20 protein-coding genes are annotated in these 23,956 nt (G+C 66.6%); 3 read left to right on the forward strand and 17 right to left on the reverse strand.

Annotated features, from left to right (window positions below):
- Positions 1 to 5: 5 nt before the first annotated feature.
- The 13 genes from lpxA to dnaE form a co-directional block, all read right to left on the reverse strand.
- Complete coding sequence (gene lpxA / locus K32_RS11345; RefSeq protein WP_201404103.1) at positions 6 to 824, reverse strand: acyl-ACP--UDP-N-acetylglucosamine O-acyltransferase; 819 nt, start codon at positions 822 to 824, stop codon at positions 6 to 8.
- Positions 825 to 834: 10 nt separating this feature from the next.
- Complete coding sequence (gene fabZ / locus K32_RS11350; RefSeq protein ID WP_201404104.1) at positions 835 to 1,302, reverse strand: 3-hydroxyacyl-ACP dehydratase FabZ; 468 nt, start codon at positions 1,300 to 1,302, stop codon at positions 835 to 837.
- A 4-nt stretch (positions 1,303 to 1,306) separates the two neighbouring features.
- A complete protein-coding gene (gene lpxD, locus K32_RS11355; protein ID WP_201404105.1) occupies positions 1,307 to 2,371 on the reverse strand; it encodes a UDP-3-O-(3-hydroxymyristoyl)glucosamine N-acyltransferase in 1,065 nt (354 codons plus the stop codon).
- 70 nt (positions 2,372 to 2,441) lie between these two features.
- Positions 2,442 to 4,745 (reverse strand): outer membrane protein assembly factor BamA, encoded by a 2,304-nt coding sequence (gene bamA / locus K32_RS11360; RefSeq protein WP_201404106.1) that lies wholly within the window; start codon positions 4,743 to 4,745, stop codon positions 2,442 to 2,444.
- Positions 4,746 to 4,972: 227 nt separating this feature from the next.
- The gene (gene rseP, locus K32_RS11365; RefSeq protein WP_201404107.1) at positions 4,973 to 6,118 is read right to left on the reverse strand and encodes an RIP metalloprotease RseP; all 1,146 of its coding nucleotides are present in this window, start codon (positions 6,116 to 6,118) and stop codon (positions 4,973 to 4,975) included.
- A 34-nt stretch (positions 6,119 to 6,152) separates the two neighbouring features.
- Positions 6,153 to 7,382, reverse strand: a complete 1,230-nt coding sequence (dxr, locus tag K32_RS11370) for a 1-deoxy-D-xylulose-5-phosphate reductoisomerase (protein WP_201404108.1) — start codon at positions 7,380 to 7,382, stop codon at positions 6,153 to 6,155.
- On the reverse strand, positions 7,376 to 8,239 hold the full coding sequence (locus tag K32_RS11375; RefSeq protein ID WP_201404109.1) for a phosphatidate cytidylyltransferase: 864 nt from the start codon (positions 8,237 to 8,239) through the stop codon (positions 7,376 to 7,378). Before K32_RS11375 ends, dxr begins: the two co-directional genes overlap by 7 nt.
- Positions 8,236 to 8,922, reverse strand: a complete 687-nt coding sequence (locus K32_RS11380; RefSeq protein WP_244669987.1) for an isoprenyl transferase — start codon at positions 8,920 to 8,922, stop codon at positions 8,236 to 8,238. The genes K32_RS11375 and K32_RS11380 overlap by 4 nt, the downstream gene beginning before the upstream one ends.
- 115 nt (positions 8,923 to 9,037) lie before the next feature.
- Positions 9,038 to 9,583, reverse strand: a complete 546-nt coding sequence (gene frr, locus K32_RS11385; RefSeq protein ID WP_201404111.1) for a ribosome recycling factor — start codon at positions 9,581 to 9,583, stop codon at positions 9,038 to 9,040.
- Between the two features lie 46 nt (positions 9,584 to 9,629).
- On the reverse strand, positions 9,630 to 10,352 hold the full coding sequence (pyrH, locus tag K32_RS11390; RefSeq protein ID WP_201404112.1) for a UMP kinase: 723 nt from the start codon (positions 10,350 to 10,352) through the stop codon (positions 9,630 to 9,632).
- A 106-nt stretch (positions 10,353 to 10,458) separates the two neighbouring features.
- Positions 10,459 to 11,385 (reverse strand): translation elongation factor Ts, encoded by a 927-nt coding sequence (gene tsf, locus K32_RS11395; RefSeq protein ID WP_201404113.1) that lies wholly within the window; start codon positions 11,383 to 11,385, stop codon positions 10,459 to 10,461.
- Positions 11,386 to 11,493: 108 nt separating this feature from the next.
- Entirely contained in the window at positions 11,494 to 12,279 is a 786-nt protein-coding gene (gene rpsB / locus K32_RS11400; RefSeq protein ID WP_201404114.1) for a 30S ribosomal protein S2, read from the reverse strand.
- Between the two features lie 506 nt (positions 12,280 to 12,785).
- Positions 12,786 to 16,247, reverse strand: coding sequence for a DNA polymerase III subunit alpha (gene dnaE, locus K32_RS11405; protein ID WP_201404115.1), 3,462 nt, complete (start codon positions 16,245 to 16,247; stop codon positions 12,786 to 12,788).
- 527 nt (positions 16,248 to 16,774) lie between these two features.
- Here dnaE and K32_RS11410 point away from each other — a divergent pair.
- Both K32_RS11410 and K32_RS11415 read left to right on the forward strand, forming a co-directional pair.
- A complete protein-coding gene (locus K32_RS11410; protein WP_201404116.1) occupies positions 16,775 to 17,338 on the forward strand; it encodes a DUF1269 domain-containing protein in 564 nt (187 codons plus the stop codon).
- 139 nt (positions 17,339 to 17,477) lie between these two features.
- Entirely contained in the window at positions 17,478 to 19,247 is a 1,770-nt protein-coding gene (locus K32_RS11415) for a metallophosphoesterase (RefSeq protein WP_201404117.1), read from the forward strand.
- A gap of 27 nt (positions 19,248 to 19,274) precedes the next feature.
- Here K32_RS11415 and K32_RS11420 read toward each other — a convergent pair whose 3' ends face one another.
- From K32_RS11420 to K32_RS11435, 4 genes are all read right to left on the reverse strand, one after another.
- Positions 19,275 to 20,330, reverse strand: a complete 1,056-nt coding sequence (locus tag K32_RS11420) for an AI-2E family transporter (RefSeq protein WP_201404118.1) — start codon at positions 20,328 to 20,330, stop codon at positions 19,275 to 19,277.
- 141 nt (positions 20,331 to 20,471) lie between these two features.
- The gene (locus K32_RS11425) at positions 20,472 to 20,828 is read right to left on the reverse strand and encodes a response regulator transcription factor (protein ID WP_201404119.1); all 357 of its coding nucleotides are present in this window, start codon (positions 20,826 to 20,828) and stop codon (positions 20,472 to 20,474) included.
- Between the two features lie 118 nt (positions 20,829 to 20,946).
- Positions 20,947 to 21,582, reverse strand: a complete 636-nt coding sequence (gene fixJ / locus K32_RS11430) for a response regulator FixJ (protein WP_201404120.1) — start codon at positions 21,580 to 21,582, stop codon at positions 20,947 to 20,949.
- Positions 21,572 to 23,083, reverse strand: a complete 1,512-nt coding sequence (locus K32_RS11435) for a PAS domain S-box protein (RefSeq protein WP_201404121.1) — start codon at positions 23,081 to 23,083, stop codon at positions 21,572 to 21,574. The genes fixJ and K32_RS11435 overlap by 11 nt, the downstream gene beginning before the upstream one ends.
- A gap of 152 nt (positions 23,084 to 23,235) precedes the next feature.
- Here K32_RS11435 and K32_RS11440 point away from each other — a divergent pair, with 152 nt between their 5' ends.
- Complete coding sequence (locus K32_RS11440; protein ID WP_201404122.1) at positions 23,236 to 23,955, forward strand: helix-turn-helix domain-containing protein; 720 nt, start codon at positions 23,236 to 23,238, stop codon at positions 23,953 to 23,955.
- Position 23,956 lies beyond the last annotated feature (1 nt).

A 23,956-nucleotide genomic window follows, 5' to 3' on the forward strand; every position in this document is an offset into this window, starting at 1 on the left:
GCCTCTCACGCGTCCGCGTCGTGATGTTCAGCCGCCACGATGCGCGGCACCGTCAGGCGGCGCTTGCCGCGCTGGCGGATGAAGCTCACGACATGCATGACGTTGGCATCGTCCTGGTAGCGATCGGCGACCGTCTCGATGCGCTCGGCGAGTTGGCCAGGCCCGAAGAACAGGTCGCGATAGGCGGCGCGCAGGCGCTGGATCTGCGGCCGGTCGAAACCGCGACGCTTCAGGCCGATGATGTTCAGGCCGCCGAGGCCTTCGGCGCCCTCGCGCACGGCGCCGAACGGGATCACGTCGTGCCAGATCGGGCAGAGACCGCCGATGATCGCTTGGTCGCCGACGCGCACGAACTGATGCAGCGCGCAGAGGCCGCCGAGGAACACGTTGTTGCCGATCTCGACATGGCCGCCGAGCGTGGCGCAATTCGCCATGATGACGTCGTTGCCGAGCGAGCAGTCATGCGCGATGTGCACGCCCGTCATCAGGAAGCAGCGATCGCCGATCCTGGTCTCGCGCCGCTCGCCGACCGAGCCGATGCTGATCGTGACGTTCTCGCGGATGACGCAGTTCTTGCCGATCGTCACCAGCCCCGGCTCGCCCTTGTAGTGGACGGATTGCGGGTTGCCGCCGATCGAGGCGAAGGGGTGAATGGTCGTCCCCTCGCCCACCGTCGTGCGGGCGGTGATCGACACGTGGTTCTGGACCACGACGCCGTCGCCGAGAACCACGTCGCGGCCGATCAGCGAAAATGCACCGACACGGACATCGGCGCCGAGACGGGCGCCGTCCTCGATGACGGCAGTGGGATGAATGTTGCTCATGAAGCTCCGTTCACTGATCGATCAGCATGGCGCTGATCTCAGCCTCTGCGACCTTGGCCCCGGCGACGATGCCTTCGCACTGGAATTTCCAGACGGCACCGCGCGAACGCGTCTTGCGGACGTGATATTCGAGCACGTCGCCCGGCACCACCGGCCTGCGGAACTTCGCGCCGTCGATCGTCATCAGGTAGACGACGCGCGGCGGGCCGTCCTTGGCCGCGTTGGCGATGCAGATCGCACCGGCCGTCTGCGCCATGCCCTCGAGGATCAGAACGCCCGGCATCACCGGATGGCCGGGGAAGTGACCCTGAAAATGCGGCTCATTGAAGGAGACGTTCTTCAGTCCCCTGGCGCTCTCGTCGCGGTCGATGTCGACGATGCGATCGACCATCAGGAACGGATAGCGATGCGGCAACAGCTCCAGGATCTTCTGGATATCAGCCGATCCGAGCTCTTTCGTCTCTTCGGTCACGGTCATGGGCTCAGTCCCCCTGGGTATCCTTGTGTCCTGTCCTGGCTTCGCGCTGGGCGAGGCGGCGCAAGGCCACCTCCTCGCGGAACCATTCCTTGATGCCTCGCGCCGGGGTGCCGCCATAGCGGCCGCCGGGAGCGAGGTCGTCCTTGACGCTCGAGGTCGCGGCGACCTGGGCGCCGGAACCGATCGTCACATGGCCGTTGACGCCGACCTGGCCGCCGAGCACGACGAAATCGCCGAGCGTGACGCTGCCGGCGAGCGCGACCATCGAGACGATGACGCAGTGCCGGCCGATGACGACGTTGTGTCCGACCTGAACCTGATTGTCGATCTTGGTGCCCTCGCCGATCACCGTGTCGCGGTTGGCGCCGCGGTCGACCGTCGTGTTGGCGCCGATCTCGACATCGTCCTGGATGACGACGCGGCCGATCTGCGGCACCTTGGCATGGCCCTTCGGACCCATCAGATAGCCGAAGCCGTCCTGGCCGACGCGCACGCCCGGATGCAGGATAACCCTGTTTCCGATCAAGGCGTTGGTGACGGTCGCTCCGGCGGCGATCGAACTGTCCCGACCGATTCGGACGCCGGCGCCGATGACGGCGCCCGGCCCGATGATGGTGCCGGAGCCAATCTCCGCGCCCGCGCCGACGACGGCGCCGGGCTCGACCGTGACGCCGGCCTCGAGCCGAGCCGTCTCATGCACATGCGCGCCCGGCGCGATGCCCGCGCCATAGACGAGCGCCGGCCGCAGCGCGGTCGGATAGAGCTTCGTCTGCACCGCGACATAAGCCTCGTAAGGCTTGGCCGCTTCGAGCGCGGCGACGCCGGCCGGTACGGAGGCAACCTGCTTCGGCGAACAGAAGCACGCCGCCGCGTGGGTGTCGGCGAGCAAGGGCAGATAGCGCGGATTGTCGATGAAGGTCAGATCGGCGGCGCGCGCCTGATCCAGCGGCGCGACACCGCGGATGATGCGGGATCCATCGATGCCGTTGGCGATCCGCGCCCCGGTCAGGGCAACGATATCGTCGAGGGTCATCGGCCCTGACGGCGCGAAAAAGACGGGATCAGCCATGCCGTGAAGGTCCACAAACAGAAAAGGCCGCCGGCTCACCCGGCGGCCTTGCAACTCTCTATAGAGGCTATCAGAACTGCGTGCCAGCGCTGAAGCGGAACACCTGGGTCTTGTCCCAGTCCGCCTTGGTAAGCGCCTCGGCGAAGTCCGCGCGGAGCAGACCGAACGGCGAGTTCCAGATGATCGACGCACCGACCGACGAACGGACGAGCGAGCTGTCCTGCACGTTGAGGCCGTTGAGATCGTCCTGACCCCAGAGCGAACCGGCATCGGCGAAGACAGCGCCGCGCAGGCCAAACTCTTCCGGGAAGGCCGGCAGCGGGAACTGCGCTTCCGCCGTGACATTCCAGTAGTTCTTGCCGCCGACCGCGTAATCGCTGGCGTTGCCCTGCACGCGACCACCATAACCGAGCGACTGGAAGCCGCGGATCGTCTCGCCGCCGCGGTAGAAGTTGTCGAGAACCGCGACGTCCTTGCCGCCGAAGCCGGTGACGTTGCCGGCGCCGCCCTTCAGGAAGCCGACGATGTTCGAATCCGGCCACAGTTCCTTGTAGTAGCGCGCATCGATCGAGCTGCGGACGAACTGGCCGTCGCCGCCGACACCCGCGAAGTCCTGCGAGAAGCGGACGAAGGTGCCGTCGCGCGGATCGTTGATGTTGTCGATCGTCGAATAGGTCAGCTGGTAACCGACCGACGAGTTGACCCACGTTCCGAGCGGATAGAGCGTCTCGAGCAGGTTGCTGTTCGGCTCGAAGTCCGCTGCGTACTGGCTGCCATACGACTTCACGTCGCGCTGAACCAGCTTGTAGTTGAACTGGACGTTGAAGTCGTCGGTGATGGGCAGGCCCAGGCGGATGGTGCCGCCATAGGTGTCCATGTTGTAGGCGCGGAAGTCGGTTTCCTTCGACTGGTTGTAGAACACGTCGAAGCCGAGCGACATGCGGCGGCCGAGGAAGTACGGCTCGGTGAACGAGACGTTCGCCGTACGATCGTCGACGCCACCGCCGACCGAAACCTTCAGGTACTGGCCGCGGCCGAGGAAGTTCTTCTCGGTCATCGACACCTGGGCGATGAAGCCGCCGCCCTGATCGGTGGTGTAGCCGCCGCCGATCTGGAACGAACCGGTCGACTGGTCTTCGACGTTGACGTCGATCACGACCTTGTCGGGCGCGCTGCCCGGCTGGGTCGTCACCGAGACCGTCTTGAAGTAGCCGAGATTCTTCAGGCGACGCTCGGCCTTGTCGACGATGACGCGGTTGAACGCATCGCCTTCGGACAGGTCGAACTCGCGACGGATGACGTAGTCACGCGTGCGGGTGTTGCCGCGAACGTTGATGCGCTCGACATAGAGGCGCGGACCTTCGTCGACCAGATAGGTGACGTCGATCGTGCGGTTCTCGTAGTTGCGATCGCCGCGCGGACGAACCTGCGCGAAGGAATAGCCCTTGCGCGCGATTGCCGTGCTGAGATCCTCGGTCGTGCGCTCGATCAGGGTCGAGTTGAACACGCGACCCTCGCGGGTGCGGACCAGGCCCTTCAGATTGGCGGCATCGACCTCGGGGATCGACGAATCGACATTGACGGTGCCGAAGCGGTAGCGCGGACCCTCGTCGACCGTGATGACCAGATCGTAGCGGTTGGTGGCCTCGTTGAAGTTGGCCTCGGCCGAGACGATGCGGAAATCGGCGAAGCCGTTGCGCATGTAGAGGCGACGGATCAGCTCCTGGTCCGCCTCGAAGCGCGACTCGTCGAACAGGTCGCGCTTGGACAGCCAGCTGGTGATGTTCGTCCGCTTGGTCGTCATCACGTCGCGCAGGCGACCGCTGGAGAAGTGCTTGTTGCCGACGAAATTGATGCTCGAAATGCCGGTGCGCGAGCCTTCGTCGATCTTGAAGGTGACGTCGATGCGGCCGTTGTCGCGCGGCGTCGTCGTGACCGAGACGCCAGCCTCGGAACGGCCGTTGCGGCGATAGGCTTCCTTGATGCGCTCGACGTCGCCATCAAGCTTTTCCTGCGTCAGCACGCCGCGAGACTTCGTCTCGATGATCGGCTGCAGCATGTCCTTCTTGAGCTTCTTGTTGCCCTCGAAGCGGACGGTGCCGACGATGTTGTTTTCCTTGACGCTGACGACGAGCGAATTGCCCTGCCGCGTGATCTTCACGTCCGAGAACAGCCCGGTCGCGTAGAGCGCCTTGACGGATTCGTTGATCTCGGCGGGGCCGAAGTTCCGGCCCGGCTGGATCGACAGATAGTTGCGGACGGTCTCGGGATCGACGCGGGTGTTACCCTGGACGACGATGTTACGCACGACGTCGGCATGGGCCGAGCTTGCCCCAATGACGGACATCTGCGCGGCGATTACCGGCACGGCCACAGTCATTACCGCGGCACGAGCGGCTCCCCGCGTGAAAGTCTTGATGGAATTCATTGGGTTCAAACGCCCTGTTCTATTCTGACTTCCCAGTCCGAACCCCCCGTACAGGATTCGCTAACCGGACCGATCGACTGCAGCTTTGTGGCATGCGCCTGACCCATTCGCAAGCCGAGCACCAGTCTGACACAGAGGAATTTAACCGTCCGTTGCCAAGCGGCCACGCTCGGTCACAAAGAGCTCAAGTGGATGATATCGTTCCAGGTTGTGAAGAGCATCAGCATCAGCACGGCCGCCAGGCCGATGCGGAATCCGATGTCCTGGGCCTTGGGGCTAAGCGGCTTACCGCGGACGATCTCGAACAGATAGAAAAGCAGGTGCCCGCCATCGAGCATCGGCACCGGGAACAGGTTCAGAAGGCCGATCGAGACCGAGAGAATCGCCGCCAGGTTGATCAGCGCCACGACGCCGAGCGTCGCGACCTGCCCCGAGACCTGCGCCACCCGAATCGGTCCGCCCAGCTCTTCCGTCGATTCGCGGCCGGTGAAGATGCCGCCGATATAGTCGAAGGTGCGGTCGACGATGAACCACGTCTCCTGCGCGCCGAGCCAGACGGCCTGCGGCAGCGAGTAGCGCTCGAGCTTCACATCCGCGGCGGCGGCGCTGCGCGACAGACCGAGCTGGCCGATCTTGTGGACGTTGCCGAAGCGATCGGTGATCTCGCGGCGCTGCGGCGTCGCCTCGAGCGTGACCTCGCCGCCGTCGCGCTCGACGACGATGGTGAGCTTCTCGTCGGCGCTGGCGCTGACGATGCGCTGCAGGTCGTTGAAGGAGGAGATCGGCGAGCCGTCGATCGACAGCACGAGGTCGCCCACCTTGAAGCCGGCCGTCTCGGCCGCGCCGCCGGAGACGACCTGGTCGACGCGCGCCGAAGTGGTCTCGCGCCCGTAGATGGTGAAGATGCCGGCGAAGATGACGATCGCGAGGATGAAATTGGCGATCGGGCCGGCAGCGACGATCGCCGCGCGCTGCCAAACATTCTTGGCGAAGAAGGTGTCCTTGCGGTCCTCGTCCGACATACCGGCGATGGCCTCGCGGCTCGGCGTGCTCGCCGCATCCTCATCGCCGAGGAACTTCACATAGCCGCCGAGCGGGATGGCGGAGATCTTCCAGCGCGTGCCGCGGCGATCGTTGAAGCCGATCAGTTCCGGGCCGAAGCCGATGGAAAACGCCTTGACGCGCACACCGCACCAGCGGGCGACGAGGAAGTGGCCGAGCTCGTGAAAGAACACGACGATCGTCAGGACGAACAGGAACGGGATCAGGTAGCCGAGCGTGCTCGATCCGAAATGTCCCAGGGGAGCCAGAAAGTCCATTCCTCAAACCCTCTCCGATTCCGCGGCGTCGCCATCAACTGGCGCGTCTGCCCCGGAATTCAATCAGTTCGCCGGCGAGCCGCCGGCCTTCGGCGTCCAGCGCCAGGACGGTGTCGACCGTCGCGAATTCGGTTCCGCCGACGGTTGCCACCGCCCGCTCGAGCACAGCCTCGACGGTCGCCGCGATCTCGAGAAACTCGATCGCGCCCGCCAGAAACGCCTCGACGGCGATCTCGTTGGCCGCATTCACTATATTGGTGGCCCAGTCCCCACTTTCGAGCGCATGACGCGCGATCGACAGTGCTGGAAAACGCTCCAAATCCGGCTTTTCGAAGGTTAGCGTACCAACGGTTGCGAGATCGAGGCGCGGCGTTGCGATCGCGACACGCTTCGGCCAGCTCAGGCAGTGCGAAATCGGGATGCGCATGTCGGCGGCGCCGAGCTGGGCGACGGTCGAGCCGTCGGCATAGGTGACGAAGCCGTGCACGACCGATTGCGGGTGCACCAGCACGTCGAGCCGGGCCGATTCGATGCCGAAGAGGTGATGCGCCTCGATCAGTTCGAGGCCCTTGTTCATCAGTGTCGCCGAATCGATCGAGATCTTCGGCCCCATCGACCAGCGGGGATGCTTGAGCGCCTGCGCCGGGGTGGCGCGCCGCATTTCCTCCAGCGTCGCAGTCCGGAACGGACCGCCCGACGCGGTGACGGTGATCCGCTCGATCGCGCCGACATTCGCCGCCTCGAGCGACTGGAAAATGGCGTTGTGCTCGGAATCGGCCGGCAGGATGCGGACATTGGCCGCGGCGGCGCGGCGGTTGAACAGCGCGCCGGCACAGACCAGGCATTCCTTGTTGGCGAGCACGATGTCGGCGCCCGCCTCGATCGCCGCGAGCGTCGGCTCCAGCCCCGCCGCGCCGACGATCGCCGCGACGACCAGATCGACCGGCCGCGAGGCCGCCTCGATGATCGCCGCCGGGCCTGCCGCGACGTCGATTCCGGTGCCGGCGAGACGTTCGCGCAGCGCCTCATAGCGCTCGGGGTCGCCGATCACGGCGAGCCTGGCGCCAAGCCGGACCGCCATCTCGGCCAGCTCGTCGACCCGGCTCTGCGCCGTCACGACCTCGACGGCGAACGCATCGCCATGCTGCTGGATGACGTCGGCCGTGCTGCGACCGACCGATCCTGTGGCGCCGAAGACGGAGATCGTGCGCCGGGCCTTGTCCGCGCGCGCCCAACCGGCCGCGATGGCGGGGCTTCTCACCATGACAGCATCCCCTGCCCGACCTGCTGCTCGCCGAGATTGAGCCAGCCGATCAGCGCCGCGCCGGCGGCTGCGAAGATCAACCCGTCAACGCGATCCATCATGCCGCCATGTCCTGGAATGATCCGGCTGGAGTCCTTGCGATCGAAATGGCGCTTGATGGCGGATTCGAAAAGGTCACCCGCCTGCGACGCGATCGACAGCAGCGCCAGGCAGACGATCAGCATGGGGCCGATCCGCAGGCTGAAGGCCCAGGCGACGATCGCCGCGCACGCGACGCCGCCGACGAGGCCGCCGATCGATCCCGACCAGGTCTTCTTCGGCGAGACGCGCGGCCAGAGCTTGGCGCCGCCGATGGTACGGCCGGCGAAATAGGCGAAACTATCCGTGGCCCAGACCAGAACCAGCAGGACGGTGACCGAGGCCAGGCCATAGGCCGGGTCCGCGCGCAGGGCGCAGAGGGAAATGCCGAGCACGCCGGCATAGGCGACGCCGCCGGCGAGCCAGGCCGAACGCGACAGCAGCGCCACGCCGACGAGGCCGGCGATGAGCACCGCGAGACCGACGCCGAGCCCCTGCAGGCCGGCAATGAGCGAGGCGAGCGCGACGAAGGCGGTGCCGATCGAGACATCAGCCGTCGACGGCAGGAGATTGGGCGAGCGGCCGATGATGTTGGCCCATTCGGCGAAGACGATCGCGGCGACGAGGGCAACGAGCAGGAAGGCGGGCCATCCGCCCCACCAGGTTGCGACGAGCGCGACCGGAATGAGAACGGCGGCAGACAGCAGCCGCAGCCGGAATTCGCTCCGCCCCGCCTGGCCGCCCTGCGCGGGCGAACCCGCGGGATGATGGGATTTCAACCGCTCCTCCGGGCGGCAATCCCGCCAAAACGCCGCGCGCGGCGCGTATATTCCTCGACCGCCTGAATATAGGCAGCCCGATCGAAATCGGGCCAGAAGGCCGGCATGAAGACGAGTTCGGCATAGGCCGCCTGCCAGAGCAGGAAATTGGACAGGCGCATCTCGCCGCTGGTGCGGATGACCAGATCCGGATCGGGCATGCCGGCGGTGTCGAGATAGGACGTGATCGTCGTCTCACAGATCGCGTCCGGCGCCAGATGTCCGGCGGCGACCGCCTCGGCCATCCGCCGCGTCGCGCGCACGATCTCGTCGCGCGAGCCGTAGTTGAAGGCGATGACGAGGCGGAGGCCCGTGTTGTCGCGCGTCAGCGCCTCGGCCTTGTCCAGCAGCGAGCGAATGTCGGCGGCGAGCTTGACGCGGTCGCCGATGACGGTGACGCGCACGCCATTGCGGTGCAGCTCGGCCAGGTCGCGCTGGATGAACAGGCGCAGCAGCCCGAACAGGAACTGCACCTCGAGCGGCGGCCGCGACCAGTTCTCGGAGGAGAAGCTGAACAGGGTCAGGTAGCCGACCCCGAGCTCGCGCGAGGTCTCGACGGCGGTGCGAACCGCTTCCATGCCGCGCCGGTGGCCTTCGGTGCGCGACAGGCCGCGCCCGACCGCCCAGCGTCCGTTGCCATCCATGATGATGGCAACATGACGCGGCACGCTCAGCGGCGCCTCGGCGACGCCTGAGGGTTTCGCCAGGAGCTCGGCACCCGAATCGTCGGCATTCGAGTTCATGGCTATCCCCGCCCGATCAGATCTGAATGATCTCCGCTTCCTTCGCCGCGAGAATCGCGTCGATCTCGGCAATGGTGTCGTCGGTGAGCTTCTGGACCTTCTCGGAGAGCTTGCGGCTCTCGTCCTCGCTCATGCCGTCCTTCTCGCTCTTCTTCAGGCCGTCAATGCCGTCGCGGCGGACATGGCGAACCGAGACACGAGCCGCCTCGGCATACTTGTGCGCGACCTTGACGAATTCCTGGCGGCGCTCGGCGTTGAGCTCCGGGATCGGAATGCGGAACACCTGGCCCTCGACCACCGGGTTGAGCCCGAGGCTCGACTCGCGGATCGCCTTCTCGACGGCGCCGGCCGTGGCGCGGTCCCAGACCTGCACCATGATCAGGCGCGGCTCCGGCACGCTGATCGTCGCCAGCTGCGTGATCGGCATGTGCGAGCCATAGGCGTTGACGACGATCGGGTCGAGCATGCTGGAGGAAGCACGCCCGGTACGAAGTCCGGCAAGCTCGGTCCTCAGGACGGAGACGGCGCCGTCCATGCGGCGCTTCAAGTCGTCGAAGTTCATGGCATCCTCATATCTTGGCGCGCCGGCGACAATGCGGCAGCGGACATCAATCGTCGGCGACAATCGTCGCGCGGCCCTGGCCACGCAGGATGTCGACGAATGCGTTGGGTTCCTGGATCGAAAATACGACGAGCGGAATGCCGTTGTCACGAGCGAGCGCGACGGCGGCCGTATCCATGACCTGCAACCCGCGCGAGAGCACGTCCGCATGGGTCATGCGCTCGAAGCGGACGGCGTTCGGGTCCTTGCGCGGATCGGCCGAATAGATGCCGTCGACATTGGTGCCCTTGAAGAGCGCCTCGCAGCCCATCTCGGCAGCGCGGAGCGCCGCGCCCGAATCCGTCGTGAAGAAGGGATTGCCGGTGCCGCCGGCGAACAGAACGACCTTCGAGCGCTTCAGCGCGCGCTCGGCGCGCTGCTGGCTGAAGGTCTCGCAGATCGTCGGCATCGGCACCGCCGAGAACACGCGCGACGAGACGCCGCGACGCTCGAGCGCCTCATGCATGCCAATGGCGTTCATCACGGTCGCCAGCATGCCCATGTGATCGCCGGCGACGCGGTTGCCGCCCGCCTTCGCGATGGTCATGCCGCGAAAGATATTTCCACCGCCGACGACGAGGCCGACTTCGACGCCAAGCTCGACGGCCTGTCCGACTTCGCCGGCGATCCGGTCGATGACTTTCTCATCGATGCCGAAAGGCTGATCACCCAGAAGCGCTTCGCCGGAAACCTTGAGGAGCACACGTCGAAAACGGACCGGTTCCGCCATACTAGCTTCCTCTTCACTCTATGAAATGCGCCTCCGGATACACGAAGGGCGCCGGATTGTCATCCAGCGCCCTGTTGTTTTTCACGGTGGAACCGGTGTTCCCCGGTTATTTCGTGCCGGCTGCGGCAGCGACTTCGGCCGCGAAATCGGACTCTTCCTTCTCGACGCCCTCACCGAGGCGGAACGAGACGAAGGTCTTCAGCTCGATCGGCGCGCCGACATCCGCCTCGGCGGCCTTGAGGGCCTTCTCGACGGTCAGATCGGGGTTGATCACGAAGGCCTGCGAGAGAAGCACGACTTCCTCGTAGAACTTGCGGACGCGGCCCTCGACCATCTTCTCGATGATCGCTTCCGGCTTGCCGGATTCGCGCGCCTGCTCGGCGTAGACGGAGCGCTCACGCGCCACCACGTCGGCGTCGAGCTCATCGCTGCGGACGGCGAGCGGGTTGGTGGCGGCGATGTGCATCGCGATCTGGCGGCCGAGAGCCAGCAGCTTGTCCGCGTCGCCGGTCGACTCGAGGCCGACCAGAACGCCGATCTTGCCGAGGCCCGGCGCGACGGCCGAGTGCACGTAGCTGGCGACGACGCCGTTCGCGACTTCGACCGAAGCGGCGCGACGCAGGTTCATGTGCTCGCCGATCGTGGCGACGGCGGTGGTGATCGCCTGCTCGACGTTCTTGTCCGAGCCGTCGAAGGACGCGCCGGCGACGGCTGCGACCGAACCATCGGTCGAAAGCGCCGCCTCGGCGACCTTCTGGACCAGGTTCTGGAATTCGGCGTTGCGCGCGACGAAGTCGGTCTCGGAGTTGACCTCGACCGCGACGGCCTTGTTGCCCGACGACGCGACGCCGACGAGGCCCTCAGCCGCGACGCGGCCGGCCTTCTTGGCGGCCTTGGCCAGGCCCTTGGTGCGCAGCCAGTCGATCGCGGCCTCGATGTCGCCGTTGTTCTCCTGCAGCGCGGCCTTGCAATCCATCATGCCTGCGCCGGTCTTCTCGCGCAGGTCCTTCACCATCGAAGCGGAAATGGTCATCGTCTGCCTCGTTTCATGTTGCTCTAACGAACAGCCGGGCGAAGGCGCCCGGCTGCGATTGTTTCAGATCGATCCACCGCCCGATGCGCGGGCGACGGCGCGGGCGGTTCAGGCAGCCGGGGCTTCTTCGCCCTGGACTTCCTCGGCCGGGATGGCGTCGTCATAGACGTCGTCCTGGGCGCCGAGGTCGACACCGGCCTGGCCCGAAGCGCGCAGGATGCCGTCGAGGGCAGCGCGGGCGACCAGGTCGCCATAGAGCGTCAGCGCGCGGCCGGCGTCGTCATTGCCGGGGATCGGGTAGGTGATGCCGTCGGGATCGGAGTTCGAATCGATGATCGCCGCGACCGGGATGTTCAGGCGACGGGCTTCCTGGATGGCCAGGGCTTCCTTGTTCGTGTCGATGACGAACAGGAGGTCCGGAATGCCGCCCATGTCCTTGATGCCGCCGAGGGCGTTCTCGAGCTTGTCGCGCTCGCGCGACAGCGTCAGACGCTCCTTCTTGGTCAGGCCCTGCACGTCGGACGAGAGCAGCTCGTCGAGGTGGCGCAGACGCTGGATCGAGTTCGAGATCGTCTTCCAGTTGGTCAGCATGCCGCCGAGCCAGCGGGAGTTGACGTAGTACTGGGCGCAGCGCTTCGCAGCCGAGGCGACCGGCTCGGAGGCCTGGCGCTTGGTGCCGACGAAGAGAACGCGACCACCGCCGGCGACCGTGTCGCTGACAGCCTGCAGCGCGCGGTGCAGCATCGGCACGGTCTGCGCCAGGTCGATGATGTGGATGTTGTTGCGGACGCCATAGAGGTACGGCGCCATCTTCGGGTTCCAGCGATGCTTCTGGTGACCGAAGTGAACGCCTGCCTCGAGCAGCTGACGCATGGAATAATCCGGAAGAGCCATGGCCCTATCTCCTTTTACCGGTTCAAGCCTCCGTGGGGAAAGCCGCGATTGCGACACCGGTGGGTTCCGTCGAACGATTCACAAATCGCCGCCGGAGCCCGAGCCCCACGTGTGGAATGCGCGCCTTATAGGCGGCGAAAGGCGGGAAGGCAAGCGTTTCGCCGCACCGCATCAACACAAGATGGGGAGGGCGGGGACCGGGTGGATGCCGGGGCGGCTTCGACGCGGCGCTCCGCTGGGGCCGACCGCGTCGAAGCCCCTCACCCCATCCCTCTCCCGCAAGCGGGGAGAGTGGGAATGCGGAGGCCCTGCCCACTTCGGGAGGATGAGCTTCGTACCCCTGCCCCACGCTCGCCGTCATCCCGGCCTCCGAGCCGGGATCCATTTCCGCCGGGTTGCATGCCGCGCGGGGCTCCCGAGCGCGTGTCGGCATGGATCCCTGCTTGCGCAGGGATGACGGCCGAGGGTCCGTAAGGCTTGCAGCGCAGCCTTCCGCCCCGCCAGGCCTAAACCAGCTCGACCTGCACGACGCCGTTCACGGCGCGGAGCGCGCTGGCGATCTGGGGCGAGAGCTGGTAGCGGCCGGGGAGCTGGACCTCGACCTCGCGCTTGCCCTTGTCGAGCATCAGCACCAGGCTGACGTCGCCGTCGCCCCTGCCCTTCGCCAGATGCCGCTCGATGCTCTTCAGCGGCTCGTCATTGCGCAGGAAGACGCGGAGCTGCTTGATGCCGGCGGTCATCTGGTCGAGCGGCTTCACCGTGACGATACGCACGCTGATGCCTTCGGGGCGATCCTCGGCGCCGACCTGCACGATCACCGACTGGCCGGGCTCCAGCCGGTCGCGATATTCGTGCAGACCCTCGGAGAAGATCACCGCCTCGAACTGCCCGGTCGGATCGGAGAACTGGACGATGCCCATGCGGTTGCCGGTGCGCGTCTTGCGCTCCTGCCGCGTCGTCACCGTGCCGGCGAGGCGGCCGGCGGCGGCACCCTGACGGACGGCCTCGGAAAACTCCGCCCAGGTCTGCACGCGCAGGCTCTTCAGGATCGGCGCATATTCGTCGAGCGGATGGGCGCTCAGATAGAAGCCGACGACGGCATGCTCGCGCTGCAGCCGTTCCGACGGCGGCCACGGATCGACGTCGGGCAGAGTCAGCGTCTCGCCCTGCCCGCCGCCGCCGAAAAGCTCGTCCTGGCCGATCGCCGCGCCCTCGACCACCCGGTTGCCGATCGCCATCATCCGTTCGACGCCGGCCATGACGCGGGCGCGGTCCGGATTGAAGCCGTCCAGCGCGCCGGCGCAGATCAGGCTTTCGAGCGTCCGCTTGTTCAGGATGCGCGGGTTGATGCGCGCGGCGAAATCGGAGAGGTCGCGGAACGGCCGCCCCGCCCTTGCCTCGACCAGATGCTCGACCGCCTGGCTGCCGACGCCCTTCACGGCGGCGAGCGAATAGAGGATGCGGCCCTCCTCGACGTCGAAGACCGCGCCGGAGCGGTTGACGGAAGGCAGCTCGACCGTGATGCCGAGGCGCATCGCCTCGCGGCGGAAGTCGTTCAGCTTCTCGGTATTGCCCATGTCGAGCGTCATCGACGCGGCGAGGAACTCGACCGGATAGTTCGCCTTCAGATAGGCGGTCTGGTAGGCGACGAGCGCGTAGGCGGCCGCGTGGCTCTTGTTGAAGCCGTAGTCGGCGAACTTCGCCAACATGTCGAAGATGGTGTTGGCGTGATCCTTGGTCAGCCCCTGCTTGACGGCGCCGACGACGAAACGGTCGCGCTGGGCGTCCATCTCCGCCTTGATCTTCTTGCCCATGGCGCGGCGCAGCATGTCGGCTTCGCCGAGCGAATAGCCGGACAGGATCTGCGCGATCTGCATCACCTGCTCCTGGTAGATGACGACGCCGTAGGTCTCCTTCAGCACGACCTCGATCAGGGGATGGTAGTAGTCCGGCTTCTCCTCGCCGTGCTTGCGGGCGTTGTAGGTCGGGATGTTGTCCATCGGGCCCGGGCGATAGAGCGCCACCAGCGCGATGATGTCCTCGAACCGGTCCGGCCGCATGCCCATCAGGGCCTTGCGCATGCCCTGGCTTTCCAGCTGGAACACGCCAACCGTCTCGCCGCGCGTCAGCATGTCGTAGCTCGCGCGGTCGTCGAGCGGGATCGCGGCCAGATCGACCTCGATGCCGCGCTTGGCGATCAGCTTGATCGCCGTCGACAATGTCGTCAGCGTCTTCAGGCCGAGGAAGTCGAACTTCACAAGACCCGCGCTCTCGACCCACTTCATGTTGAACTGGGTGACCGGCATGGTGGAGCGCGGATCGCGGTAGAGCGGCACCAGCTTGTCGAGGCGCCGGTCGCCGATCACGATGCCGGCGGCGTGGGTCGAGGCGTGGCGATAGAGGCCCTCGAGCTTCTGCGCCATGCCGAGCAGCTGCGCGACCGTCGGATCCTCGTCGCGCGCCTCGCGCAGCCGCGGCTCGTCCTCGATTGCCTGCGCCAGCGTCACCGGATTGGCCGGGTTCTGCGGCACCATCTTGCAGAGCCGGTCGACCTGGCCATAGGGCATCTGCAGAACGCGGCCGACGTCGCGCAGCACGGCGCGCGCCTGCAGCGTTCCGAAGGTGATAATCTGCGCCACCTGGGCGGCGCCATACTTGTTCTGGACGTAGTCGATGACCTCGCCGCGCCGGTCCTGGCAGAAGTCGATGTCGAAGTCCGGCATCGAGACGCGCTCGGGATTGAGGAAGCGCTCGAACAGCAGCGCGAAGCGCATCGGGTCGAGATCGGTGATGGTCAGCGCCCAGGCGACGAGCGAGCCCGCGCCCGAACCACGGCCGGGACCGACGGGAATGTCCTGCGACTTCGCCCACTGGATGAAGTCCGCCACGATCAGGAAGTAGCCGGGGAACTTCATGCGCTCGATGATCGAGAGCTCGAATTCGAGCCGGTCCCAGTAATCCTTCTCGACGAGGCCCGGCGCGAGGCCATGGAAGGCGAGCCGCTTCTCGAGGCCGCGGTTCGCGTAGTCGCGCAGCGCCGCGACCTCGGCCTTCTCGGCCGCCTCCGGTTCGGCGTCGGCGCCGGCGAAGCGCGGCAGGATCGGCTTGCGCTTCATCGGCCGGTAGGAGCAGCGCATCGCGATCTCGACGGAATTGTCCGTCGCCTCGGGCAGGTCGGCGAACAGCTCGACCATCTCGGCGCGCGACTTGAAATAATGCTCCGGCGTCAGGCGGCGGCGCTTGTCGTCGGCGACGACCGAGCCCTCGGCGATGGCGACCAACGCGTCATGCGCCTCGTAGTCGTCGCGCTTCGGGAAGAACGCCTCGTTGGTCGCGACCAGCGGCAGGCCATGGCGATAGGCGAGGTCGACCAGCTCCGGCTCGGTCCGCTGCTCCTCGATCGTCTTGTGACGCTGCAATTCGACATAGAGGCGGTCGCCGAACAGCCCCGCCATGCGCTCCAGCCGCTTCTCGGCGAAGCCGCCCTGCCCGGCCCGGATCGCCTGGTCGAGCGGACCGGCGCCGCCGCCGGTGAGCGCGATCAGGCCCTCGGGGGTCTCCGCGATATCCTCGAAACGGATATGCGGCTTGTCGCCCGCATCCGTCTCCATGAAGGCGCGGGACACCAGGCGGACGAGATTCCAGTAGCCGGTCTCGTTCGCGGCGATCATGACGAGATCGGAGAGGTTCTTCGCGCCTGCGACCGGCCGGCGCGACGGCTCGAAGCCGTCGTCAAACAGCACGGAGAGCTGGCAGCCGATAATCGGCTGGATCCCGACCTCGACGGTCTTCTCCGAGAATTCGAGCGCGCCGAACAGGTTGCCCGTATCGGTCAAGCCCAGCGCCGGCATCTTGTCGGCCGCCGCCAGCTTGATCAGCGACTTCAGCGGCAGCGCGCCTTCGAGCAGCGAATAGGCGGAGTGAACCCTAAGGTGAACGAATCCGACGTTCCGGGCGAAATGACTCATCAGGCGATCCTCTTCCGCCCGATTTACGGCGAGAGCGACCCGCCTGTCCATCGCCGGTCGCCCTTCCCGCCCGAGCCGGTCAGACGATAGCGACGAGCAGATCGGACCACAGGCCGATCATCGCGATGAAGAGCATCAGGGCGCCGAGCGCGGCCGCATCACGGATATAGGCTGTCATGGCTATCTCCTTATCGGACTGTCGATGCTTCATATGTTCACGTTTTGTTCTTTTCGTCAAGCCCGACGTTTCCACCACTTATTTCGGCATCGTCGCGGATGCGGTTCGGGCTGTTTTGGCCGCTACGCGGCAGGGTTCACGGGCTCTTGAACGCGCAACCGCACGTCGGTGCTATGATTTTGGGACGCGCGCGCCGGAGTTGGGATTTCGCGCGCTCGCAATTATCGACTGCCGCGATATGGTAGCCGCGTCGGACGGGGGTCTCGCCCCGCCCGGCGGCCTGTTGCGCGCCGCTTCGCCGGGCGAACGGCCGCGTGTTCGAAATCGTTTGGAACGATGGAGTCTGACCATGAGCGACCTCGTATTCATCGCCTTCCCCTCGGAGCAGAAAGCCGAGGAAGTCCGGGAACGCGTCCTGGAGATGCAGAAGGAATATCTGATCGAGCTTGGTGACGCCGTCATTGCCGTGCGTGACGCCAACGGCCGAATCAAGCTGAACCAGCTCGTCAACACGACCGCCACCGGCGCCGTCTCCGGCGCCTTCTGGGGCACGCTGATCGGATTCATCTTCCTGATGCCGCTCGTCGGCGCGGCGATCGGTGCGGCGTCCGGCGCGCTCGGCGGCAAGCTGACCGATGTCGGCATCAACGACCAGTTCATGAAGGACGCGGCGCAGTCGCTGGCGCCCGGCAATGCCGGCCTGTTCCTGCTCATCCGCAAGATGACGGCCGACAAGGTGCTGGAGGATCTGCGCGGCGTCGGCGGCACGGTGATGCGCACCTCGCTGACCGACGAGCAGGAGAAGGCGCTGCGCGAGGCGCTCGCCGACCACGCCGCCGCTCCCGCCGAGGCTCCCGCCCCGGCAGGCGACGCCGCACCGGGCGCCACGCCCGCCGCCGGCGCCACCAGCTGATCCATCCCCAGAGCCGTTCATCGTTTCATGGAAACAATGAACGGCTCTATCTCCTTGTTTCATTGCGTCTTCTTCACGCGAACCGGTATCCACTTCGCTCGAAAACGCTCTCAATGTCGCCCATGCGCCCGGAATGAAAATGAGCCCGATGCTCGATCCCCGCGAGGGTGACATTGAAGACGACGCCTCCAGCACCAAGCAGCGGTCGCTTCTGGCTATCGCCGGCTCGCTGCTGGCGGAGATCAGCCCGATCAAGCTGATCGTCGCCTGGACGCTGCTGATGGGACTGCCGGCGCTCGCCTTCGGGCTGGCGCCGGTGCTGCTCTCGATCTGGATCCGGATCGCCTCGCGCCAGGCGGCGATCCTCTATACGGGCGTGGCGCCCGTCCTGTTCCTCGCCGCGCTCGGCCTCGTCGCCTGGTTCGGCGGCCGCCGCGCCTTCCGCGCGGTCGAGAGCAGCTTCTGGTCACTGAATTCCGTCGCCGTGCAGCCGCTCTACGCGCTCTGCCGCGAGACGCTGCGCCATCTCACCGAACACCGCATCCTGGCGCGCCTGAACACCAGCCCCGACACGATCGTCAAGGCGCGCTCGATCACCGCCGCCGTCGCCGGGCTGACCGTCTTCGTGCTGGCGCTCGGGCTCGCCGCCCTGGTCTGGCCGGCGACGCGCTGGGTCGGCACGCTGGCGGATCTCGCCGCGCCCCGCCAGCTGGCGCTCATCGCCGTCGCCAACGCGGTGGTGCTGCTCGCCCTCTATCTCGCCGTCGCGGCGCTCGCCTGGGGCATCGCCGACGCCATCATGCCGCAGCCGCGCACCTTCACCCGCTTCCGCCCGGTCGTTCCCGGCGCGCCGCGCTGGCGGGTGGCGCATCTCTCAGACGTCCACTGCGTCGGCGAGCGCTACGGCTTCCGGATCGAGAGCGGTCGCGTCGGCCCGCGCGGCAACGACAAGTTCGCGGCGACGCTGGCCCGCCTCGCCCGTATCCACGCCGCCGAGCCGCTCGACGCCATCCTGATCACCGGCGACATGACCGATGCCGGGCTCTCGACCGAATGGGCCGAGTTCCTCGACGCGCTGGCGCCCCATCCGGAGCTCGCCGCCCTCGTCACGATTCTCCCCGGCAACCACGACGTCAACGTCGTCGACCGCACCAATCCGGCGCGCATGGACCTGCCGATGAGCCCGAACAAGCGGCTCCGGCAATTGCGGACCCTGTCGGCCATGGCGGCGCTGCAGGGCAGCCGTTACCGGCTCGTCGACCGCGAGCGCCGCGAACTCGGGGAGACGCTCGCCGCCGCGCTAGAGGCTCGCCGCGACGATGTCGAGGCCTTCGCCGATCGCGGCTCGCGGCGCGCCGGCGGCGCGATCTCCGAGCTCTGGGCGACCGCCTTCCCGATGATCCTGCCGCCCTCTCGTCCCGACGGGCTCGGCGTCATCGTGCTCGATTCGAACGCCGAGACGCATTTCTCCTTCACCAACGCGCTCGGCATGGTGTCGCTGGAGCAGGCGCGGGCGATGGAGGCGGTCAAGGCCGCATATCCCGACGCCGGCTGGATCATCGCGCTGCACCACCACGTCGTCGAATACCCGCAGCCCGCCAAGGCGCTGTCGGAGCGCATCGGCACGGCGCTGATCAACGGCAGCTGGTTCATGCGCTGGATCGCCCGCTTCGCCGGCCGCGCCGTCGTCATGCACGGCCATCGCCATGTCGACTGGATCGGCGAGAGCGGCGGGCTGACGATCGTCTCCGCCCCCTCGCCGGTGATGGAGGGGACCAACGCGCAGGCGAGCTATTTCTACGTCCACACCCTGCACCGGGCGGGCGACGAACTGGCGCTGGCGCCGCCGGAGAGGATCCTCGTCCCTGCTCCGGACCGCGCCAGGGCCGCGCCGGTGACGGCAGGCTAACGGGACGCTAACAGAGGGCGGCGGGTGTTACCCCTCCGCCGTGTCCCCCACGCCGACGCCCAGGATGTCGGCGATCCAGCGGCTCGATTCGTGATGAGCTGAGATCGTCACGATCGCGATGACGATCGGCACGCCGATGAAGGCGCCGGCGATCCCCCACAGGAAGGTGCCGAAGAAGACGGCGAACAGCACCAGCACCGGCGAGATCGACAGCGCGTTGCCGGCGATCCTCGGCTCCAGATAGGAGCCGACCAGAAACTGGATCAGGTTCAGGCAGACGAAGACGAAGACAGCTGCCTGCCAGGTCTCGAACTGGGCGATGGCGAAGAGTGTCGGCAGCACGGTGGCGAAGAGCGGCCCGATCACCGGGATGTAGTTGAGCGCGAAGGCGATGACGCCCCACTCGGCCGAGAGGCTCAGGCCGGCGGCATAGGTCAGCCCCCAGACGAGCACGCCGGTCATGATGCTCATCAGCGTGCGCACCATCATGTAGCGGCGCAGCTTGGCGGCGGTCTCGCCGCTGCCGATGAACAGCGCCTCGCCGACGCTGCCGGCCTTGAAGCGCTTGAGCTTGCGGCCGACATCGCCGACCTCGAGCAGGCCGAGCATGACGTAGATCAGCACGACCAGCGAGAAGGTGAGGGTCGTGTTGAGCCGGCCGCTGACCTGCTGGACGATGCGGATGATCCAGCCCGCGTTGAAATGCTGCTCCCAGAGGCCGGAGACGACGATGCCCCTGCCCTCCAGCCATTCCGCCAGCTCGCTGTACATGGTCTGGAAGCGCGCCGTGTCGCTCAGCACATAGCGACCGACCCGGCTCAGGCTCCAGGCGAGCAGCGACGTGAAGATCGTCATGACGATCACGGTGACGACGAGGCAGAGCAGCAGCGCCAGCAGCTGCGGCATGCGCGCCTGCATCGCCCGCTGGAACGGCCACAGCATCGCGATGATCAGCAGCGCGAAGGTGATCGGCGCGAAGACGTTCTGCGCCCAATACATCGCGGCGATGATCAGGATCACAGCGCAGATTCCCACCATGGCCGGAACCGGGCTGCGTCCAGGATTGGAAATCGGCTCATTCATGGGATCGGACTCGTTCGGCTCGCTGAGTTGCACCGCAGCGTCGTAGCACGCGCGGCCTGATTCGAAGACCGTACCAATAAGCGATATGTCGTGACGGCAGGATTGCAGCGTCAGGCGGGGGCGGGAATAGCCCGCCTCCCCTCAGGCGGAAGCCGACAGGGCCGCGCGGATGTGATCGAGCAGCGCGGTGCCGAGCAGCGGCTTCTCCACCAGCGCGATGCCGGAGGAAGCCGCCCGGCGAACCAGCGCCGACGAGGGATTGGTGACCGTCAGGATGACCGGCATCGTCCAGCCGCGCAGCCGGAGCCGCTCGATCAGGTCGAGCCCGCTCATGTCGACGAGGTGGTGGTCGACCACCAGGCAGGCATGAGCAGGAATATCGTCGCGCCGCAGGAAGGAACCAGCATTAGCGTCGGTCCGCACGGTAAAGCCGTCTATGCCGAGCGCGAAACGCAGCGAGCGCCGGACGGCGGCGTCGCCATCGACGATATAGACCAAGCCCGGTTCGGGATTCTGTGCTGCAGGGACGGACATCGCTCGGACGGTTGGCGGCGGAAAGCCTGCAGTCTGAGCGAGCGACATTTTGCCGGCATTGATCCACCGCAAGGACAGCGGATCAGTTGTCCGAGGTTGCAATGCTTCCGTTGAGGCCGACGATCAGCGCCATGCGGACGAGCTCGGAGAGGCTAGCCGCCTCCATCTTGGTCATCACATGGGCGCGGTAGATCTCGACGGTGCGCGGGCTGATGTCGAGGTCATGCGCGATGCGCTTGTTCGCGTGGCCGGCAACCAGCCCTTCCAGCACCTGCTGCTCGCGATTGGAGAGGACGCCGAGGCGGCGGCGGATCTCGGCACGCTCCTGCCCGGCCTCCAGCGTCTTGCCGTGGCGGACCAGCGCGGCACGGACGGCGCGCAGCATCGCCTCGTCGTCGAACGGCTTCTCCATGAAGTCGACGGCGCCGCTCTTCATCGCCTCGACGGCGAGCGCGATGTCGGCATGGCCGGTGATGACGATGACCGGCAGGGAAACGCCCTGGGCCTTCAGCCGCTTCAACATTTCGATGCCGTTGATCTCCGGCATGCGGACATCGGTGACGATGCAGCCACCGACGAGCCCCGGGGCCTCGGTCAGGAAGGCGGCGGCGGAAGCATAGGAGCGAACCTCGAGGTCGGCGCTCTCGAACAGGAAGGCGAGCGAATCCCGTGCGGCGTCATCATCGTCGATGACATGGATGACGGCCTCAGCTGACACGCTCGGTCTCCTCGATACGGGCGGCGGGAATGGTGAAGTTGAAGATCGTGCCGCCGCCGGGGTTGCCCTCGGCCCAGATCCGCCCGCCATGCGCCTCGATGATGGTCCGGCAGATCGACAAGCCTACTCCCATCCCGGTCTGCTTGGTGGTCACGAAGGGCTGGAACAGCCGCGCCATGATGTCAGGCGCGATCCCCGATCCCCGGTCCGACACCTTGATGCGGATCATGTCGCCCGATTCGGCCTCGCTGGAAATGGTCAGATCCTTGCCGTCGCCCTCATCCATGGCATCGATGGCGTTGCGCATCAGATTGACCAGCACCTGCTGGATCTGGACCCGGTCGCCGAACAGCAGGTCCAGCTCGGGATCCAGCTGGAAGCGGATGCGGATGCCCTTCTCGCGGGCGCCGACGAGCGCGAGCGCGCTCGCCTCCTCCAGCAGCCTCGCCAGGCTCTCGACCCGCTTCTCCGTCTCGCCGCGGGCGAGGAAATCGCGCAGCCGGCGGATGATCTCGCCGGCCCGGAGCGCTTGGTCCGCCGCGCTCTCGAGGGCTGCCCGGACCTTCGGGATGTTCTCCGGCGCGCCCGAATCGAGCAGGCGGCGCGAGCCGCGCAGGTAATTCGCGACGGCCGAGAGCGGCTGGTTCAATTCGTGGGCCAGCGTGGAGGCGATCTCGCCCATCGCGGTGACGCGCGAGATATGCACCAGCTCCGCCTGCAGCTCCTGCAGGCGCGCCTCCGTCTCCTGCCTCTGCGAGAGATCGCGGATGAAGCCGGTGAAATAGCGCTGCTCGCCCGAGCGCATCTCGCCGACGGCGAGTTCCATCGGGAAGGTCGAGCCGTCCTTGCGCTCGCCGACTACGATGCGGCCGATGCCGATGATCCGCCGCTCGCCGGTCTGGCGGTAGCGCTGGAGATAGCCGTCATGCTGCTCGCTATAGGAGGACGGCATGAGAAGCTTGACGTTGCGGCCGACGATTTCGCTGGCGTCATAGCCGAACATCCGCTGCGCTGCCGCGCTGAACGACTGCACCAGCCCGGTCTCGTCGATGACGATCATCGCGTCGGGAATGGTTTCGAGGATGGAGCGCAGATGCGCCTCGCGATAACGAAGGTCGGCCGCCGCCGTCGCCAGCTGCCGGCGCACCCGGAGCAGCCATTCGCCGAGCACGGCAAGGCTGCCGCCGATCACCGCGAAGGCCGCCCCGCTCCAGAGATGCGGCGCGTCGACGCCACCGGCGTTCAGATAGATCGTGGTGCCGAGCACGAGGCTGATCAGCGTCGCTGCGAGGCCCGGCCAGAGACCGCCAATCCCGGCCGCCAGGATGACGGCGGGGATATAGAGCAGAAAGGCGGACTGGGCGCGGAAAATCGGCTGCAGCGACAGGAACGTCGCGATGCCGATCAGGCCGGCGACAACCGCGGAGGCGACCAGGATGCGCCGTGCGCCCGTATCCTGTCGGAACAGGAACGTCATGACCGACCCATCGGCTTCCGGCATCGCGTGTACTCAACTCCGGCACGGATGGCCGCGCATGGCATGATCAATCAATCTATCTCCCGGCAGGGATCCCGGCACCTAAGTGATATCCCTTAGGTACATGATCTGAATTTTGTCTCGCCCCGCATCGGCCTAATCGAACGACAACGCTGATGGAATTCAAGGGTGACGACATGCTGACGTCTGTGGCAACCGCGCGGAACCTCGCTCTGGAGGCTCCCGGCCGTCGGATTTCGCCCGCTTCCGGCGACGCCCGCTTCGCGCCGGCCGGCATCATCGGCCTGATGGGCATCACGCTGCATTTCGAGCGCGGCAGCGAGATCGTCGCCGAGGAAGACCCGGCCGAATACATCTACCAGGTCCTCGACGGCACGGTGCGCATCTGCAAGCTCCTTTGCGACGGTCGTCGCCAGATCGGCGCCTTCGTCATGCCGGGCGGCTATTTCGGCATGGAGGCGCGCGGCACCCACTGCTTCGCCGCCGAAGCTATCACCGACGTCACCGTGCAGATGATCAGCCGAAGCGCCGCCTACGCCGCCGCAGGCCGCGATCCCGAGATCGCCCGCGCCCTCTGGGAAGTCACGGCGCAGAACCTCGACGCCTGCCAGCGTCACGCGCTTCTGCTCGGCCGCAAGACCGCGCTGGAAAAGATCGGCTCGTTCCTCTCCGAGATGGCGGAGCGCCAGGGCAGCGACGAGGAAATCGAGCTGCCGATGTCTCGCCAGGACATCGCCGACTATCTCGGCCTCACCATCGAGACCGTCTCGCGCACCATGACGCAGCTCGAAGGCGCCGGCACCATCAGCCTGGAGACCTCACGGCACGTGCTGCTGAGGCGCCCGGCGGAGCTGGCGCGGCTCCGCCACTGCTGAG

Source organism: Kaistia sp. 32K, assembly GCF_016629525.1.
GTDB lineage: Bacteria > Pseudomonadota > Alphaproteobacteria > Rhizobiales > Kaistiaceae > Kaistia.